Origin of the sequence: Streptomyces sp. NPDC042638, from assembly GCF_040647235.1 — a bacterium.
Classification (GTDB): Bacteria; Actinomycetota; Actinomycetes; order Streptomycetales; family Streptomycetaceae; genus Streptomyces; species Streptomyces rameus.
Genome location: NZ_JBEZBT010000023.1, coordinates 84,402 through 99,499 on the forward strand (window position 1 = coordinate 84,402; position 15,098 = coordinate 99,499).

The 15,098-nt window shown below is 72.7% G+C and carries 14 protein-coding genes and 1 riboswitch; of the genes, 5 read left to right on the top strand and 9 right to left on the bottom strand.

The genetic code is table 11. The features are described from left to right. The 3 genes from AB0B40_RS20150 to AB0B40_RS20160 are packed head-to-tail and all read right to left on the bottom strand — an operon-like array spanning nucleotide 1 to nucleotide 2,554. The gene (locus AB0B40_RS20150; RefSeq protein ID WP_345056445.1) at nucleotides 1-1,314 is read right to left on the bottom strand and encodes a bifunctional 3,4-dihydroxy-2-butanone-4-phosphate synthase/GTP cyclohydrolase II; all 1,314 of its coding nucleotides are present in this window, start codon (nucleotides 1,312-1,314) and stop codon (nucleotides 1-3) included. Further along, nucleotides 1,311-1,952 (bottom strand): nicotinamide mononucleotide transporter family protein, encoded by a 642-nt coding sequence (locus AB0B40_RS20155; protein ID WP_345056447.1) that lies wholly within the window; start codon nucleotides 1,950-1,952, stop codon nucleotides 1,311-1,313. The genes AB0B40_RS20150 and AB0B40_RS20155 overlap by 4 nt, the downstream gene beginning before the upstream one ends. Continuing rightward, nucleotides 1,949-2,554, bottom strand: a complete 606-nt coding sequence (locus AB0B40_RS20160; protein ID WP_345056449.1) for a riboflavin synthase — start codon at nucleotides 2,552-2,554, stop codon at nucleotides 1,949-1,951. The genes AB0B40_RS20155 and AB0B40_RS20160 overlap by 4 nt, the downstream gene beginning before the upstream one ends. A 163-nt stretch (nucleotides 2,555-2,717) precedes the next feature. After that, nucleotides 2,718-2,848, bottom strand: a riboswitch (FMN riboswitch). A gap of 406 nt (nucleotides 2,849-3,254) precedes the next feature. Between AB0B40_RS20160 and AB0B40_RS20165 the strand changes: the two genes are divergently transcribed. Then, on the top strand, nucleotides 3,255-4,001 hold the full coding sequence (locus AB0B40_RS20165) for an SDR family oxidoreductase (protein ID WP_345056451.1): 747 nt from the start codon (nucleotides 3,255-3,257) through the stop codon (nucleotides 3,999-4,001). Here AB0B40_RS20165 and AB0B40_RS20170 read toward each other — a convergent pair. After that, nucleotides 3,902-4,138, bottom strand: coding sequence for a leucine zipper domain-containing protein (locus AB0B40_RS20170; RefSeq protein WP_362264791.1), 237 nt, complete (start codon nucleotides 4,136-4,138; stop codon nucleotides 3,902-3,904). The two genes, AB0B40_RS20165 and AB0B40_RS20170, sit on opposite strands and share 100 nt — an antisense overlap. A gap of 36 nt (nucleotides 4,139-4,174) precedes the next feature. After that, entirely contained in the window at nucleotides 4,175-5,434 is a 1,260-nt protein-coding gene (locus AB0B40_RS20175; protein ID WP_362264793.1) for an ROK family transcriptional regulator, read from the bottom strand. A gap of 139 nt (nucleotides 5,435-5,573) precedes the next feature. On the opposite strand from AB0B40_RS20175, the gene AB0B40_RS20180 reads away from it, so the two are divergent. Next, nucleotides 5,574-6,788, top strand: a complete 1,215-nt coding sequence (locus tag AB0B40_RS20180) for an MFS transporter (RefSeq protein ID WP_362264795.1) — start codon at nucleotides 5,574-5,576, stop codon at nucleotides 6,786-6,788. Here AB0B40_RS20180 and AB0B40_RS20185 read toward each other — a convergent pair. Both AB0B40_RS20185 and AB0B40_RS20190 read right to left on the bottom strand, forming a co-directional pair. Next, the gene (locus tag AB0B40_RS20185) at nucleotides 6,748-7,206 is read right to left on the bottom strand and encodes a thioesterase family protein (protein ID WP_345056457.1); all 459 of its coding nucleotides are present in this window, start codon (nucleotides 7,204-7,206) and stop codon (nucleotides 6,748-6,750) included. The genes AB0B40_RS20180 and AB0B40_RS20185 overlap by 41 nt on opposite strands. A 106-nt stretch (nucleotides 7,207-7,312) precedes the next feature. Beyond that, the gene (locus AB0B40_RS20190) at nucleotides 7,313-8,569 is read right to left on the bottom strand and encodes an alginate lyase family protein (protein ID WP_362264796.1); all 1,257 of its coding nucleotides are present in this window, start codon (nucleotides 8,567-8,569) and stop codon (nucleotides 7,313-7,315) included. 134 nt (nucleotides 8,570-8,703) lie between these two features. Here AB0B40_RS20190 and AB0B40_RS20195 point away from each other — a divergent pair, with 134 nt between their 5' ends. The 3 genes from AB0B40_RS20195 to AB0B40_RS20205 all read left to right on the top strand — a co-directional run bounded on the left by AB0B40_RS20195 (nucleotide 8,704) and on the right by AB0B40_RS20205 (nucleotide 11,967). After that, nucleotides 8,704-10,107 (top strand): solute carrier family 23 protein, encoded by a 1,404-nt coding sequence (locus tag AB0B40_RS20195; protein ID WP_362264798.1) that lies wholly within the window; start codon nucleotides 8,704-8,706, stop codon nucleotides 10,105-10,107. 110 nt (nucleotides 10,108-10,217) lie between these two features. Then, a complete protein-coding gene (locus AB0B40_RS20200; RefSeq protein ID WP_345056464.1) occupies nucleotides 10,218-10,931 on the top strand; it encodes a DUF5995 family protein in 714 nt (237 codons plus the stop codon). Between the two features lie 106 nt (nucleotides 10,932-11,037). Next, on the top strand, nucleotides 11,038-11,967 hold the full coding sequence (locus AB0B40_RS20205) for an LLM class F420-dependent oxidoreductase (RefSeq protein WP_345056466.1): 930 nt from the start codon (nucleotides 11,038-11,040) through the stop codon (nucleotides 11,965-11,967). Between the two features lie 64 nt (nucleotides 11,968-12,031). Here AB0B40_RS20205 and AB0B40_RS20210 read toward each other — a convergent pair whose 3' ends face one another. Beyond that, complete coding sequence (locus tag AB0B40_RS20210; RefSeq protein ID WP_345056468.1) at nucleotides 12,032-13,729, bottom strand: NAD(P)/FAD-dependent oxidoreductase; 1,698 nt, start codon at nucleotides 13,727-13,729, stop codon at nucleotides 12,032-12,034. Nucleotides 13,730-13,782: 53 nt separating this feature from the next. After that, complete coding sequence (locus tag AB0B40_RS20215) at nucleotides 13,783-14,571, bottom strand: carbon-nitrogen hydrolase family protein (protein WP_345056470.1); 789 nt, start codon at nucleotides 14,569-14,571, stop codon at nucleotides 13,783-13,785. Between the last annotated feature and the right edge of the window lie 527 nt (nucleotides 14,572-15,098).

The following is a 15,098-nucleotide window of genomic DNA, read 5'->3' on the forward strand; positions in this document are numbered from 1 at the left end:
TTACTGGTTGCCACAGGTGGCCGCTGCCGCGGCCGTGGGGGCCGACACGGCGGGCGTGTCGAGCCAGGGCAGGTCGTGCCCCATCCGGTCCCGCTTGGTGCGCAGGTAGCGGAGGTTGTGCTCGCCGGCCTGGACGGGCATCGGCTCGCGGCCGGTCACCTTCAGGCCGTGCCGCAGCAGGGCGTCGCTCTTGTCGGGGTTGTTGGTCATCAGCCGCACGCCGCGCACGCCGAGGTCGGCGAGGATCTGCGCGCCGGCGCCGTAGTCGCGGGCGTCGGCGGGCAGCCCGAGTTCCAGGTTGGCGTCGAGGGTGTCGTGGCCCTGCTCCTGCAGCTCGTAGGCCCGGAGCTTGGACAGCAGGCCGATGCCGCGTCCCTCGTGGCCGCGCAGGTAGACGACGACGCCCCGGCCCTCGGCCTGGATGCGTTCCAGGGCGGTGTCCAGCTGGGGGCCGCAGTCGCAGCGCAGGGAGCCGAAGACGTCGCCGGTGAGGCATTCGGAGTGGACGCGGACCAGGACGTCCTCGCCGTCGCCGATCTCGCCGTGGACGAGGGCGACGTGCTCTACGCCGTCGGCCGTGGACCGGTAGCCGTAGGCGGTGAAGGTGCCGTGCCGGGTGGGCAGACGGGTCTCGGCCTCGCGGCGGACGGTGGGCTCGCTGCCGCGGCGGTAGGCGATCAGGTCCTCGATGGAGATGATCGTCAGACCGTGCTTGCGGGCGAACGGGATCAGCTCGGGCAGGCGGAGCATCCGGCCGTCCTCGCCGGCGATCTCCACGATGGCGCCGGCCGGGCGCAGGCCCGCGAGCCGGGCGAGGTCGACGGCGGCCTCGGTGTGGCCGTTGCGGACGAGGACGCCGCCGGGCCGGGCGCGCAGCGGGAAGACGTGTCCCGGGCGGACGAGGTCGGTGGGTTCGGCGGTGCCGCTCGCGAGCAGCTGGAGGGTGGTCGCGCGGTCGGCGGCCGAGATACCGGTGCTCACGCCGTGGGCGGCGGAGGCGTCGACGGAGACCGTGAACGCGGTCTTCATCGACTCGGTGTTGTCCTCGACCATCTGCGGCAGCCGCAGCCGGTCCAGTTCCTCGCCCTCCATGGGGGCGCAGATCAGGCCCCTGCACTCGCTCATCATGAAGGCGACGATCTCGGGGGTCGCCTTCTCGGCGGCGATGACGAGGTCGCCCTCGTTCTCCCGGTCCTCGTCGTCGACGACGACCACGGGGCGGCCCGCGGCGATGTCGGCGACGGCGCGCTCGACCGGGTCGAGCGTGAAGTGCTCGATGTCGTCGGTGTCGTACAGCGGCGGTGCGGAGGTCATGCCGGCGCTCCTTCCAGTGCGGGCTGCGGGCCCCTGCGGGAGCGCAGCCACCAGTCGCGCATGCCCCACAGGACGAGTGCGCCGTAGATGACGTAGACGAAGCCGGAGAAGGCGTAGCCGTTGGCGAAGTTGAGGGGGACGCCGACGAGGTCGACGAGCAGCCAGGCGAACCAGAACTCGACCATGCCCTTGGCCTGGGCGTACATCGCGACGATGGTGCCGACGAAGATGTAGGCGTCGGGCCAGGGATCCCAGGACAGCTTCGGGTAGGCCGTGAAGAGCAGGGCGACGGCGACCGTGCCCACGGCGGCCGCGGCGACCATCGCGCCGCGCTCGCGCCAGGTGGCGAACCGGGGCGCGATGTGGCCGTCGCCGCCCTCGCCCCGGCCGCGGTTCCACTGCCAGAAGCCGTAGCCGGCGACCGCCATGACCACGGCCTGCTTGCCGGCGCTGCCGGTGAGGTGGCCGTAGAAGGCCGCGAAGAGGATCAGGCCGGAGGCGAACTGCACCGGCCAGGTCCACAGGGAGCGGCGCCAGCCGAGGGCGAGGCCGGCCAGGCCGAGGATGTTGCCGACCATGTCGGACCACAGGATGTGCTGCCCGAACAGGGTGAACGCCTCGGTGTTGAGCGAATTCACCGGCCTGCCCCCTGTCCGGCCGTGAGCAGGCGCTCCACGTACTTGGCGAGGACGTCCACCTCGAGGTTGACCGGGTCGCCGGGCTGCTTCACGCCGAGCGTGGTCAGGGCGAGTGTGGTCGGGATGAGGCTGACGGTGAAGTGGTCGGAGCCCGCGTCCACCACGGTCAGGCTGATGCCGTCGACGGTGATGGAGCCCTTCTCCACCACGTAGCGGGCCAGGGCCGCGGGGAGGGAGATCTTCACGATCTCCCAGTTCTCGGAGGGCCGGCGCTCCAGGATCTCGCCGGTGCCGTCCACGTGCCCCTGCACGATGTGGCCGCCCAGGCGGGCGCCGACGGCGGTGGGACGCTCCAGGTTGACGCGGGAGCCGACGGTGAGGGCCCCCAGGCTGGAACGGTCCAGGGTCTCGGCCATGACGTCGGCGGTGAACTCGTCGCCCTCGTGCTCGACGACGGTGAGACAGACCCCGTTCACGGCGATGGAGTCGCCGTGCTGCGCGCCCTCGGTCACGACGGGGCCGCGGAGCCGGAAACGGGAGGCGTCGCCGAGGTTCTCGACGGCGGTGACCTCACCCAGCTCTTCGACGATTCCGGTGAACACTTCCCGGGTCCTCCTGCCTCTTCGGGCACGGACTCCGGGGCCTGTCGATGACGACAGAATCTACGGGTGAGCACACACCGGAGACGTCGCCGGAACGGACTCGTCCGCATGCGGCCGAGCCCAGATTCGGCGGCGCGCACACGGAACAACGCATGCCCGCCCGCCGCGCACTGCCTCCCATCCGGACTTTAACCGTCGGTCCAGGAATTTCACCTGGTCAACCGGCCGCTGGAAGCGACCGGGTCGCGGACTGTAACCGCCGGTTCGGACTTTCACCGACCCCGGAGTGCGCTGCTTTTGGTACAGGGCCAGTGTGCCACGCCCGGTACTCGTCCATACGGGTGAGTGGTGTGCGTTCGCTCACAGTGCGTACCCCCGCTTTCGCGCCCCGCAGTCGCCCTGGTCAACTGGACACCGAGGAGAGCGTGTTGACGTGGGTCCGGACCATTGACCGTACTGGTCTAGTCCTTTTAGGGTGCGGACGGGCCCGGCGGCGGTGACGACGGCCCTTGCCCGCCGCCGGGCCGCCAGGGGTCGTGCAGCGCTCTGGCAGGGCTCCTCAGAGCTCTGGCAGGGCAGCGCGGTACCCCGCCGAGAAGTCCGCCGACCGGTGTCGCGTTTCCGGGTGGTTGTATCGGTCCCATTCAACGACGGGCGTTCCAACGGGAGCGCCCCGACGTCGAAAAGGACGGAGAACGACATGTCCACGATCCTGGTGACCGGCGGTACCGGTACCCTCGGCCGGCTCGTGACGCAGCGACTGCGGACGGACGGGCACGAGGTCCGGGTGCTCAGTCGGCACGCCGGGCCGTACGCCGTGGACCTGCGCGCGGGCGGAGCGGGCCTGGACGCGGCCCTGGCCGGCACGGACACGGTCGTGCACTGCGCGAGCACGCAGCGGGGCGGTGACGAGCAGGCGGCCCGGAACCTGCTCGCGGCGGCCCGGCGGGCCGGGGCGGGCCATCTCGTGTACATCTCCATCGTGGGCGTCGACCGGGTGCCGATGCGCTACTACCGGACCAAGCTCGCGGTGGAGCGGCTGGTCGAGGAGTCGGGGCTCGGCTGGACGCTGCTGCGGGCGACGCAGTTCCACGACCTGCTGGTCACGCTCTTCGAGCGTCTGGCCAAGCCGCCCGTGCTGGCGGTGCCGGCGGGGGTGCCGGACCAGCCGGTCGAGGTCGCCGAGGTGGCGGGGCGCCTGGCGGAGCTGGCGCTCGGGGCGCCGGCCGGACGGGTGTCGGACATGGCCGGTCCCGAGATCCGCGGGCTGGACTCGCTGGCCCGCGCCTATCTGCACGCGACCGGTCGGCGCCGCCCGGTGGTGCGGGTGCCCCTCGCCGGCGGGACCTACCGGGCCTTGCGAACGGGCGCACACCTGGCGCCGGACCGGGCCGTGGGCGAGGTGACCTTCGAGGAGTACCTGGCGCGCCGGTTCGGACGGGCCTGAACGGAGGAGGCGGGGCGCCCGGACACCGCCGCGGACGACCGGACAGCCCTTTCGGGCACCGGCCGCGGATCCTGCACGACACGGCGCACCGGAAGACGTCTGCCGTGAAACGTCGGCCGAGCATCAGCATGGGTCACCAAGACCTCCGGTGGTGGTGAAGGCGGGCATCTCCACTACGCCCGGATCTGGCGCCCGGGCGGTGCGAACAGTTCGTCCTGCGCCCGCTCCCGGGCGGTCAGCAGTGCTCCGCGCAGTACGGCGCCCCCGCCGAGGCCGCTCGCCCGCACCTCGGTCGGCAGGGGCGACATCCGGCGCAGACGCTCCTCCACCAGCCCGGCCAGCACCGCGCCCCCGGCGTGCCCCGCCTCCCCGCCGAGCACCACGCAGCCGGGGTCCAGGACGGCCACGACGGAGGCGGCTCCGACGGCGATCCGGTCGGCCAGGGTGTTCAGGAAGCGGTGCGCCGGGGACGACGTGGCCGGTACCGGCTCCCCGGACACCTGAGCCAGCGCGGCCCGGACCGCCACGGCCGCCCCGGGACCGTCGGCCGGGCCCGGCGCCGGCAGTCCGCACTCCGCCGCCAGCGACACGACCGCCGCCGCTCCGGCCAGGGAGTGGAAGCCCCCGTCGCAGTCGGTCGCCGAGGGCAGCGCGCCGGTTCCCGGGACCGGCAGGAAGCCGATCTCGCCGGTGCCGCCGGAGGCACCGCGGCGCAGGGTGCCGTCCAGGACGACCGCGGCGCCGACGCCGTGACCCAGCCAGAGCAGGACGAAGGTGTCGCGGTCGCGGGCGGCGCCCTCGCGCTGTTCCGCCAGGGCGGCCAGGTTGGTCTCGTTCTCGACGGTGATCCGGGCGCCGGGCAGCCGGTCCTGGAGCGCGGCGGCCAGGCTGCGGTGCCAGGCGGGCAGACCGGCCGAGTCCCTGAGGTCGCCGGTGGCCGGGTCGATCAGGCCCGGCGTGCCGATGCCGACGGTGTGCAGCCTCCCCCACGCCGGGACGCCCTCGCGCGGGGGCGCCCCCATGGCGGCGGCCTCCTTCGCCGCGCTCTCCACCGCGGCCACCGCCTGCTCCACCGCCGGCCCGGTCCCGGTGCTCCCGCCGATGGGCGCGGACGCCTCCGCGAGCACCCGCCCCACCAGGTCGGAGACCAGGACGAAGACGCCTTCGGTGCGGACGTCGAGCGCGGCGAGGTGAGCGCGGTCGGCGACGATGCCGTAGAGCCGGGCGTTGGGCCCCCGGCGCTGTTCGCCGGACTCGCCGACGACCGTGATCAGCCCGGCGGCCGTGAGCCGGTCGACCAGGTCGGCCACGGTCGGCCGGGACAGTCCGGTCAGCTGCTTCAGCTGCCCTGCCGTGAGTGGGCCCTCCTGCTGCAACAGCCGCAGGGCCAGCCGGTCGTTGATGGCCCGGGCGGTGCTCGGTGATGCGGGCATGACGGGAATCCTCCCAGATCGGTGAGGGCCGGCCGGCCGCACGGGACGCGCAGACGACTATCTATCAGGAAGGGTCCCTGATAGTTTACGCGACGTTGCACGGAGGCCAGGGACGGGCACCCTCGGGAGGGACAGGGACATGAGCGACGTGAGGCATGCGCATGACGGGGTGAGGCGCGCCCGGTACGCCGTGGCGGCCGTGTTCGCCGTGCACGGCGCCGTGACCGGTTCGTTCGCGACGCGCGTCCCATGGGTGCAGGAGCACACCTCGCTCGGCACGGGCCGGCTCGGGTTCGCGCTGGCCTTCACGGCGTTCGGCGCCTCCTGCGCGATGCCGCTGGCGGGCCGGATCAGCCACCGCTACGGCAGCCGCACGGCCCTGCGCGGACTGCTGGCGCTGTGGACGCTGTCCCTGGTGCTGCCGTCCGTCGCGCCGAACCTGGTCACCCTGTGCCTGGCGATGTTCGCCTACGGCGCCACGGCGGGCATGGCCGACGTCGCGATGAACGCGCTCGGCGTGGAGATCGAGCGGCTGCTCGACAAGTCGATCATGTCGGGCCTGCACGGCATGTGGAGCGCGGGGGCCCTGGCCGGGTCGGCGGCCGGCACCCTCGCCGCTCATCTGGGCGCGGACGCGCGCCTGCACTTCGCCCTCGCGTCGGCCGTCCTCACGCTGCTCGGGTTCGCCGCCTGCGGCTGGGTGCTGGACCTCCAGCCCGCCGAGGACGAGGAGCCGCCCCCGCGGTTCGCGCTGCCGCCGCGCTCCGCGCTGCTGATCGGCGCGGTCGGCTTCTGCGCGGTGTTCGCCGAGGGCGCGAGCCTCGACTGGTCGGCGGTCTTCCTGCGGGACCGGCTGGACAGCTCGGCCGGGCTGGCGGCGGCCTCCACGACCGGGTTCATGCTCACCATGGCGGTGGCCCGGATCGCCGGGGACGCGGTGGTGAACCGGTTCGGCGCGGTCCGCACCGTGCGGGCCGGCGGCGTCCTGGCCGTGCTGGGCGGGCTGCTGGTCGTTGTCGCCGGGCACCCCGCGGTGGCGATGGCCGGGTTCGCGCTGATGGGGCTCGGCATCGCGGTGGTCGTACCGCTCTGCTTCGCGGCGGCCGGGCACGCCGGCCCCCATCCCAGCCAGGCCATCGCGGGCGTGGCGACCATCACCTACACCTCGGGGCTGATCGCGCCGAGCCTGATCGGCGGGGTGGCCCAGGCGACCAGCCTGATGGTGTCGTTCTGCGTGGTGACGCTGCTGGCGTGCGGGCTCGCCGGGTTCGCGGGCGTGCTGCGCACCGCCGAGCGCGGGGGCCGTGCGGAGGTCAGTCCGCGGGCCGCAGCAGTGCCCGACCCGCGGCCCTGAAGGTCTCGCTCCAGGGCGCGGGGCGCATGGTCGTGGCGTCCAGCCGGACCAGCACCCGGGTGCCCTGGGCGTAGGTCTCGGTCCCGTCGGCCGAGCAGAACCGGAAGCCGTAGGTGAGGCCGGTGGTGCCGAGCCGCTCCAGCCAGAGGTGGACGGCGTAGGTGCCGGGGCGGGTGACCGGCGCCTCATAGCTGATGCGCAGTTCGCGGACCGCGTTGCAGGCGTCGCCGGCCGCCTCCCAGTCGCCGTCGAAGCGGACGCCGTGCTCGTTCCACAGCTCGGTCCAGGCGCGCTCGACCATCAGCGGGTAGCGGGCGTTGTGCAGCAGCCCGAGCGCGTCGAGGTCGTCGAAGTGGACGGTGACGGGGATCAGCCGGCCGTGGGAGACGGCGGGGGCGATCGGGGCTTCGGCGGTCACGGGAACGGCTCCTGAGCAGCGCTGGCGGGGTGGCGGCACCCCCGGTACACCACCATACTAAGCGACCGCTCAGGAGCCGGGCCGGGAAGCCCCGGGCCGTCGGGGATCAGCCCGCTATCAAGTCCAGTTGCTCGGCGGCGGGCCGCAGCGCCCAGAGGTCTCCCCCGGGCGGCGCCTGAAGCCGGGGCACGGCCGCCACGGCCGCCGGGTCACCGGCGTCGGCCGCCGCGTGCACCACGTCGGTCGCCGCGTACCGGTGGAACTCCAGCTCGGGATGGGGCCAGGCGGCCCCGCCGGTCGCGGCCGGCAGCAGATAGCGGACCGCCTTGAACAGGCTCTGCCCGTCCGGCCCGCGGTAGTCCCAGAGGTTCACGCCCACGTGCCGGCCGATGGCCGCGAGCCGGGTGTAGGCGACGAGGTCGAAGGTCGAGTAGTGCCAGCTGCGGGTGCGGGCCAGTTCCTGGGGCTGGCTGCCGTCGGCCGCGATCTGCGGGGCGATCCGCCGGGCGCGCGCGTCCAGCACGGTCCGGCGGGCGAGGGCCGTGTCGCCGGTGGCGTAGGCGAGGGCGGCGAGCTGCATGTCGTAGAAGGTGCCGTGGTTGTTGGCGGCGGCGCCCTCCTCCTTGCCGAAGCCGCTGTTCCTCAGCCAGCCGAGGAAGTCCTTGTTCCACCTGGTCATGGCGGCCCGGTCTGCGGCCGTCCAGCCGGGCGCGCCCGCGGCGAGGACGGCCTGCGCGTCCAGGACGCTGGTGTACGACTGCGAGAAGTCGACGACGCCGATGGCCCGGCCGTCGTACTTGCACGGGATGAACTGGGCGTGGTCCAGGTTCGGGTTCATCCGGGTGGCCGGGTCCAGGAACCAGGTGCGCAGGATCTGCCCGGCCTTCTCGGCGTAGTCACGCCTGCCGGTGTAGTACCAGGCGAGGGAGAGGTCGTACGTCGAGTCGAAGACCTTCTCCACATCCTGGCGGTCCGTGCCGCTGTCGACCTCCGGATTGCGCTGTCCGTCGCGCTGGACGTAGGGGCAGCCCCAGGGGTTGCCGGCGGTGGGGGCGGTCGTGGGCCACCAGTAGGGAGCCTGGCTCAGGTACTCGTGGACGTCACCGCCGGGGGCCGGTTTCGGCTTGTCGACGACCGTCCAGGGGCCCTGGTCCAGCCAGGCGTCCGCGCGGGTGGTCAGGTCCGCGAGGGCGCGCCGGAGTGCGGGGTCGTGGGCCGCCCGGGCCCGGGTCCGCTCCAGGCGGGCGCCGTCGAGGACGGCGGTCCGCGGCGGCTCGGGCGCGGCGTGCGCGGACGGGACGAGCACGGCCCCGAACGTCACCACCGCGGCCAGCAGTACGGCCGCACGGGATCTTCCACTCATCAGGCGCTCCGATCTGCCACTGATCAGATATATGAACAGAGTTCACGAGTAGGACCGTGCGAGCGTAGAGGCGCTCGTTACCCCTGACAATGGTTCGGACCGTCTTCATGTACGTAAGAAAGCGAAACCCCACCATGGACCTCGGCGTGCGCTGGAAACTGCACGGTGACGGGCGCACGCCCGCACCCGGAGCGGTGGTACGCCCCGACGAACGGCTCTCCTGGCCCCGAACCGTGGGCCTGGGCGCCCAGCACGTGGTCGCGATGTTCGGGGCGTCCTTCGTCGCCCCCGTGCTGATGGGCCTGGACCCCAATCTCGCGATCATGATGTCCGGAGTCGCGACCGCCATCTTCCTGCTGGCCACCCGCGGCCGGGTGCCGAGTTACCTCGGCTGCTCCCTGTCGTTCGTGGGTGTGGCCGCCGTCATCCGCGCCCAGGGAGGTACGAGCGCGACGGTGACCGGCGCCGTCCTCGTCGTCGGCGTCGTGCTGTTCCTGGTGGGCCTCGCCGTGCAGCACTTCGGCGCCCGGATCATCCATGCCGCCATGCCGCCGATCGTGACCGGCGCGGTCGTCATGCTGATCGGCTTCAACCTGGCCCCCGTGACCGCCTCCACCTACTGGCCGCAGGACCAGTGGACCGCCCTGCTGGTGATGCTCTTCACCGGCCTGTCGGTCGTCTGCCTGCGCGGTTTCTGGTCGCGCATCGCGATCTTCCTCGGTCTGGTCTTCGGCTACGGCATCTCCTGGGCGTTCGACCGGGTCTTCGGGAAGATCCACTCCATGGGCCCGGGCGGCAAGGTCACCGACCACTGGCGACTCGACCTCTCCGGCGTCTCCAAGGCCGACTGGATCGGCCTGCCGCACTTCCACGGACCGTCGTTCCAGTGGTCGGCGATCCTGGTCGCGCTGCCGGTGGTCATCGCCCTCGTCGCCGAGAACGCCGGTCACGTCAAGGCGGTCGGCGAGATGACCGGCGACCCGCTGGACGACAAGCTCGGCACGGCGATCTCGGCGGACGGCGTCGCCTCCGTGCTGTCGACGGCCGTCGGCGGCCCGCCGAACACCACCTACTCGGAGAACATCGGCGTGATGGCCGCGACCCGCGTCTACTCCACCGCCGCCTACTGGGCCGCCGCCGGCTTCGCGCTGCTCTTCGGCGTCTGCCCGAAGTTCGGCGCGATCGTGGCGGCGATCCCGGGCGGAGTCCTCGGCGGCATCACCGTCATCCTGTACGGCATGATCGGCCTGCTCGGCGCCCAGATCTGGCTGAACGCCAAGGTGGACCTGCGCAACCCGCTGAACCTGGTGCCGGCCGCGGCGGGCATCATCATCGGGGTCGGCAACGTCAGCATGAAGTTCACCGACAACTTCTCGCTGAGCGGCATCGCCCTCGGCACCCTGGTCGTCATCACCGGCTACCACGCGCTGCGCGCCTTCGCCCCGGCCCATCTGAAGAAGCAGCAGCCGCTGCTGGACGAGGGCATGTCCTCCTACGACGCGGAGGCGGGCGCACAGGCGCCGCGCGCCGAGTCGTAGGCGGCACGGCCGCACCGCACACCGCAGCACCGGGCCCGGCGTTCCCCCGTTCCGGCGAAGCGCCGGGCCGGTCGGCGCGCCGGCCGGCCACGGGCTGGGACGCTTCCCCCATGGCGCAGCCGGCACACCTCACCACCTCCGTCGACACGGTCGTCACGACCACCTCCGTCGGCACGGTCCTCACGCGGATGCGCGCGCTCGACGCGGCGCTGCCCGCCCGGGACGGCGTCGCCGTGTTCAACCGCGTCTACCTCGCCGTCACCGAGGAGGTCGGCCGGCGGCTGGCCGCGGGCGAGTTCCCGGACCCGCGCGCGGCGAGCGCGCTGGACGTGCGGTTCGCCGAGCGCTACCTGGCGGCGGTCGACGCGGCTGCCGCGGACCGCCGCCCGCCCGCCTGCTGGCGGCCCCTGTTCCAGCTCCGCCGCCATCCCGGGGTGCGGCCACTGCAGTTCGCGCTGGCCGGCATCAACGCCCACATCGGACACGACCTGGCCCTCGCCGTGGTCGACACGTGCCGTGCGCTCGGCTGCCGGCCGGCCGACCTGGAGGACGAGTTCGACCGGGTGGGCGAGCTGCTCGGATCGCTGGAGGAGCGCATCCGGGAGGATCTGATGCCGGGCCCCGACCTGCTCCAGATCGCCGACCCGCTCACTCATCTGCTCGGCTCCTGGAGCCTGGAGCGGGCCCGGGACGCGACCTGGACGGCGGCCCGCGCCCTGTGGGCGCTGCGGCACTGCGCCGACGTCGCCGAGGAGTTCACCGAACGGCTGGACGCGGCCGTGGGGTTCGCGGGCCGGATGCTGCTGACACCGCTCGCCGACTGATCGGTCGGATCCCGCACCGAGCGAGCCTTCCCGAAACCCCGTGTCCGGCGCCGTACGTTGCCGGGCAGGCACCCGATCACGCATCCGATCGCAGAGGAGCACCGGTATGGCGACCCGGCTCGGGCTGAGCCTTCCCCAGATGGGCCACTACTCGATCGGCACGGACGTGCCCGCGGTGGCGCGTGCCGCCGAACGGATCGGCTACGACAGCCTGTGGGTCTTCGAACGGGCCCTGTTCCCCGAGCCCGCCACCCAGGGCCTGTACGGCATCGAGGGCCTGCCCTGGCCCGACACGTACCGGAACGTGGCGGACCCGCTGGTCACGCTCACCCTGGCCGCGGCGGCCACCGAGCGGGCGGAACTGGGCTCCAGTGTCCTGGTGGCGCCGCTGCACCTGCCGTTCCGGCTGGCCAAGGCGCTGGCCTCGCTGGACGCGGCGAGCGGGGGCCGGGTGATCGCGGGCTTCGGCACCGGCTGGTCGTGGGACGAGTACGCCGCCTCGGGCGTGCGGCCGTTCGAGGAGCGCGGCGCGGTCCTGGACGAGATCATCGCGGTCTGCCGGGCGGTGTGGGGCCCGGATCCGGTCGTCCACGACGGACCGCTCACCCGGATCGCCTCCGCCGCGGTCGGTCCCAAGCCCGTCCGGCCGGTCCCGGTGCTGCTGGCGGCGGGCAGCGAGCGGGCCTTGCGGCGGCTGGTCGACCACGCCGACGGCTGGCTGCCGGTGGGGTTCAGCGCCCCGAGGGTGGCCGCCGAGTGGCGCCGGCTGCGGGAGCTGGCCGAGGAGCGGGGCCGCACCGAGCCGATCCGGACCGTGCTGCGGGTGAACGCCACCCAGCAGGCCAAGCCGTACGACGGTCCCGACCGCAGGCCGTTCCAGGGCAGCGTGGACCAGATCGTGGCGGACCTGGTCGAGTTCGACGGGATCGGCATGGACGAGATCCTCATCGATCTCCAGAGCTGCGCCCGGGACGCACGGGAGCTGACGGACGTCGCCGCCGAGGTGTGGGAAGAGGCGCGGGCGGCCGGAGTCTGAGGCCGGCCGCCCGCGCCCTGGTCCGTCGCGCGGGTCGGTTCGCGTCGGTACTCGTCGGTCCTCGTCAGTCCTCGGGAAGCTCCACCGGCGCGATCTCGTCGTAGACGTCGCCCGGGCCCGGGTTCGTCGCGTCGGTCCCGCCGCCGAAGTGGTGCATGACACCCCAGACCGCGTTCAGCGCGGTCTGGATCGCGCCCTCGGCCCAGCCGGCCGTCCAGGAGATGTCGTCGCCGGCCAGGAAGATGCCCCGCTTGTCCTCGGGCAGCCGGTCCTGCATGAAGTGCGTGAACAGGCGCCGCTGGTAGCGGTAGTGGCCGGGCAGGTTGGCCTTGAACGCGCCCATGAAGTAGGGCTCGTTCTCCCAGGAGACCGTCACCGGGTTGCCGATGATGTGCTTGCGGATGTCGACCTTCGGGTAGATCTCGCCGAGCGACTTCAGCATGACCTCCATCCGCTCGTTCGCGGACAGCGGCAGCCACTTCAGGCTGTCGTCGCACCAGGTGTAGGAGAGGCAGATGACGGCGGGCTTGTCCGGGCCGTCGTCCAGCAGGTAGGTGCCGCGGGTCATGCGGTCGGTCAGCGTCATCGACATGACGTCCCGGCCGGTCTCCTCGTCCTTGTCCAGCCAGAACGGCCGGTCGACCGGGACGAAGAGCTTCGAGGACTCCATGTAGTGGGTGCGCTCGATCGCGGTCCAGTGGTCGATCGGGAAGAGCGAGTCGTCGCAGGCGATCTTGGACAGCAGCATCCAGGACTGCGCGGTGAAGACGGCCGCCTGGTAGGTGCGGATGTCGCCGTTCGCGTCGGTCACGGTGATCTGGTTGCCCGCGGTGCGGTGCAGCCGGGTCACGGCCGGACGCGGCTCGCCGTCCACGTGCAGCGACTTCAGCGAGGTGCCGTACGGCCAGTGGACGATCTTCTCCGGCTCGCGCTCCCACAGGCGCAACGGCAGCTGCTGGGAGCCGCCGACGATGCCGCGGTGGTGGTCGTCGGCCTCGGTGTAGACGACGCGTAGGATCTCCAGGATGGAGTTCGGGAAGTCGGTGTCCCAGCCGCCGGTGCCGAAGCCGACCTGGCCGAAGATCTCGCGGTGCCGGAAGGACTTGAACGCCTCGGAGTCGCAGAGGAAGCCGTAGAAGGTCTGGTTGTCGAGCTTCTCGACCAGCTTCGCCCAGATCTCGCGGATGCGCGGGACGTCCCGCTCGCGCATGGCGCGGTTCATGTCGGAGAAGTCGGCGCCCTCTTCGAGGCACTTGTTCCAGGCGTCGGCGACGTCCCGGTAGACCTGGGGCAGGTCGTCGATCTTCTCGGCGTAGTGCGACTCGCCCTTGAGGTCGACGACGGTCGACGGGGTCGCCTCGGCCAGCGGGTTCGGGAACGGCCTGGTCTGCAGTCCCACCATGTCGATGTAGTGCTGGAGGGCGGTGGAGGACGGCGGGAAGCGCATCGCGCCCATCTCGGCGGTCAGTGACCCGTCGCAGCCCTCGAAGCCGACCGTGCGGAGTCGGCCGCCGATCTGGTCGGCCTCGTAGACGACGGGCTTGAGGCCCATCTTCATCAGCTCGTACGCGGCCACGATGCCGGACAGACCGCCGCCGATGATCGCGACCTCGGTGCCGTGCTCGGTCGCGGGGATCTGGCCGAGGCCCGCGGGGTGCGCGAGGAAGTCGTCGTAGGCGTAGGGGAAGTCCGGGCCGAACATGGTGATCGGCGGCTGCTGCTCGTCGGTGTGCTCGACGGCGTTGGGCACCGTGGACGTCATGGGGGTACGGACTCCTTGCGCGTGGTGAAACGGGGGGTAGCTGTGGGGGCGGCTCAGACGAGGGACCCGTACAGGCCCGGGCGGCGGTCCTTCAGGTACGGGTTGCTCTCCCGGGAGGCGGCCAGGAAGGCGGGGTCGGCGTCGGCGAGCACCAGCTGCTCGGCGCGGCCGGCGCGGGTGCGGGCGATCCCGTCGGGCCCGGCGAGGACGGAGAGGCCGACGAACTCGAACTCCCCTTCCTGGCCGACGCGGTTGACGTAGGCGACGTACATCTGGTTCTCGAAGGCGCGCACCGGGATCATCGCCTCGGCGACGAACTGGAAGGGGTGCATCTGCGCGGTCGGCACGACGAGGAGGTCGGTGCCGGCCAGGGCGTGGGCGCGGACGTTCTCCGGGAACTCGACGTCGTAGCAGATCAGCAGGCCCACGGTGAGGCCGTTCAGCTCGGCCTGGACGACCTGCTGCCCGCCCGGGGTGAAGTGGTCGCGCTCGAAGCAGCCGAAGAGGTGGGTCTTGCGGTAGTTCGCGAGCCGGGTGCCGTCGGCGGAGATCAGCTGGGCGGAGTTGTAGACGGTCCCGCCGTCGCGCTCCGGGTAGCCGTAGGCGATCGCCAGGCCGTGCCGGGTGGCGGTCTCGGCGATCGCGTCGGCGGAGTCGCCGTCGGCGGGCTCGGCGAGGCGTGCGATGTCGTCGCCGATCGCGTACCCGGTGAGGAACATCTCCGGCGCCGCCAGCAGACCGGCGCCCGCGGCGGCGGCCCGGCCCGCGGCCTCGTCGAGGACCTTGAGGTTCTCGACGACGGAGCCGGGGCGGCCGGAGCTCTGGAGCAGGGCGGTGCGCATGGGGATCCTCACCGGTACGGGGGGTTTGGGGGCCGAATAGACCGTACGGTCGGCACGCTCGGCCGGACAAGAAGGAGCCGTTGCGCGCGGGTGCGCGGATCGTTGCGTGGAACGGGGGGCGGACGACGATTTGTTGCGCGCCCCCGGGCGGGGTGCGGGGGCCGGCCCGGGCGCGGTGTGCCGGGGCGTGCGGCCCGGCCGCGGGATGATCTCCCGTGCACGCCCTCCACCTGCGGAAAGGGCCGTCCTGAAGCGCCGTGCCAGGGCCCGAGTGGGCGTGGCGCATATCGACCCGGTGCGGGCCGAGAACGTAGGCGACCCGGACGTACGCCTGGCGCTCCCGCCCGCCGGTCCCCACCGACCCGGCACCGGAGCCGGTCTCGCCGACAGCTGGAACCGGGTCCGGCCTCACCGACAGCTGACGCCGGAGCCGGCGCCGACAGCCGAGGACCGGAGCCGGCCTCACCGGCAGCCGGCACCGGAGCCGGTCTCGCCGACAGCTGGAACCGGGTCCGGCCTCACCGACA

Excerpts from the sequence above, each read along its gene's own strand:
- AB0B40_RS20195 (WP_362264798.1), top strand. The coding sequence starts at position 8,704 with ATGGACCTCGGCGTGCGCTGGAAACTGCACGGTGACGGGCGCACGCCC.
- AB0B40_RS20190 (WP_362264796.1), bottom strand. The coding sequence starts at position 8,569 with ATGAGTGGAAGATCCCGTGCGGCCGTACTGCTGGCCGCGGTGGTGACG.
- AB0B40_RS20200 (WP_345056464.1), top strand. The coding sequence starts at position 10,218 with ATGGCGCAGCCGGCACACCTCACCACCTCCGTCGACACGGTCGTCACG.
- AB0B40_RS20165 (WP_345056451.1), top strand. The coding sequence starts at position 3,255 with ATGTCCACGATCCTGGTGACCGGCGGTACCGGTACCCTCGGCCGGCTC.
- AB0B40_RS20175 (WP_362264793.1), bottom strand. The coding sequence starts at position 5,434 with ATGCCCGCATCACCGAGCACCGCCCGGGCCATCAACGACCGGCTGGCC.
- AB0B40_RS20180 (WP_362264795.1), top strand. The coding sequence starts at position 5,574 with ATGAGCGACGTGAGGCATGCGCATGACGGGGTGAGGCGCGCCCGGTAC.
- AB0B40_RS20150 (WP_345056445.1), bottom strand. The coding sequence starts at position 1,314 with ATGACCTCCGCACCGCCGCTGTACGACACCGACGACATCGAGCACTTC.
- AB0B40_RS20210 (WP_345056468.1), bottom strand. The coding sequence starts at position 13,729 with ATGACGTCCACGGTGCCCAACGCCGTCGAGCACACCGACGAGCAGCAG.
- AB0B40_RS20205 (WP_345056466.1), top strand. The coding sequence starts at position 11,038 with ATGGCGACCCGGCTCGGGCTGAGCCTTCCCCAGATGGGCCACTACTCG.
- AB0B40_RS20215 (WP_345056470.1), bottom strand. The coding sequence starts at position 14,571 with ATGCGCACCGCCCTGCTCCAGAGCTCCGGCCGCCCCGGCTCCGTCGTC.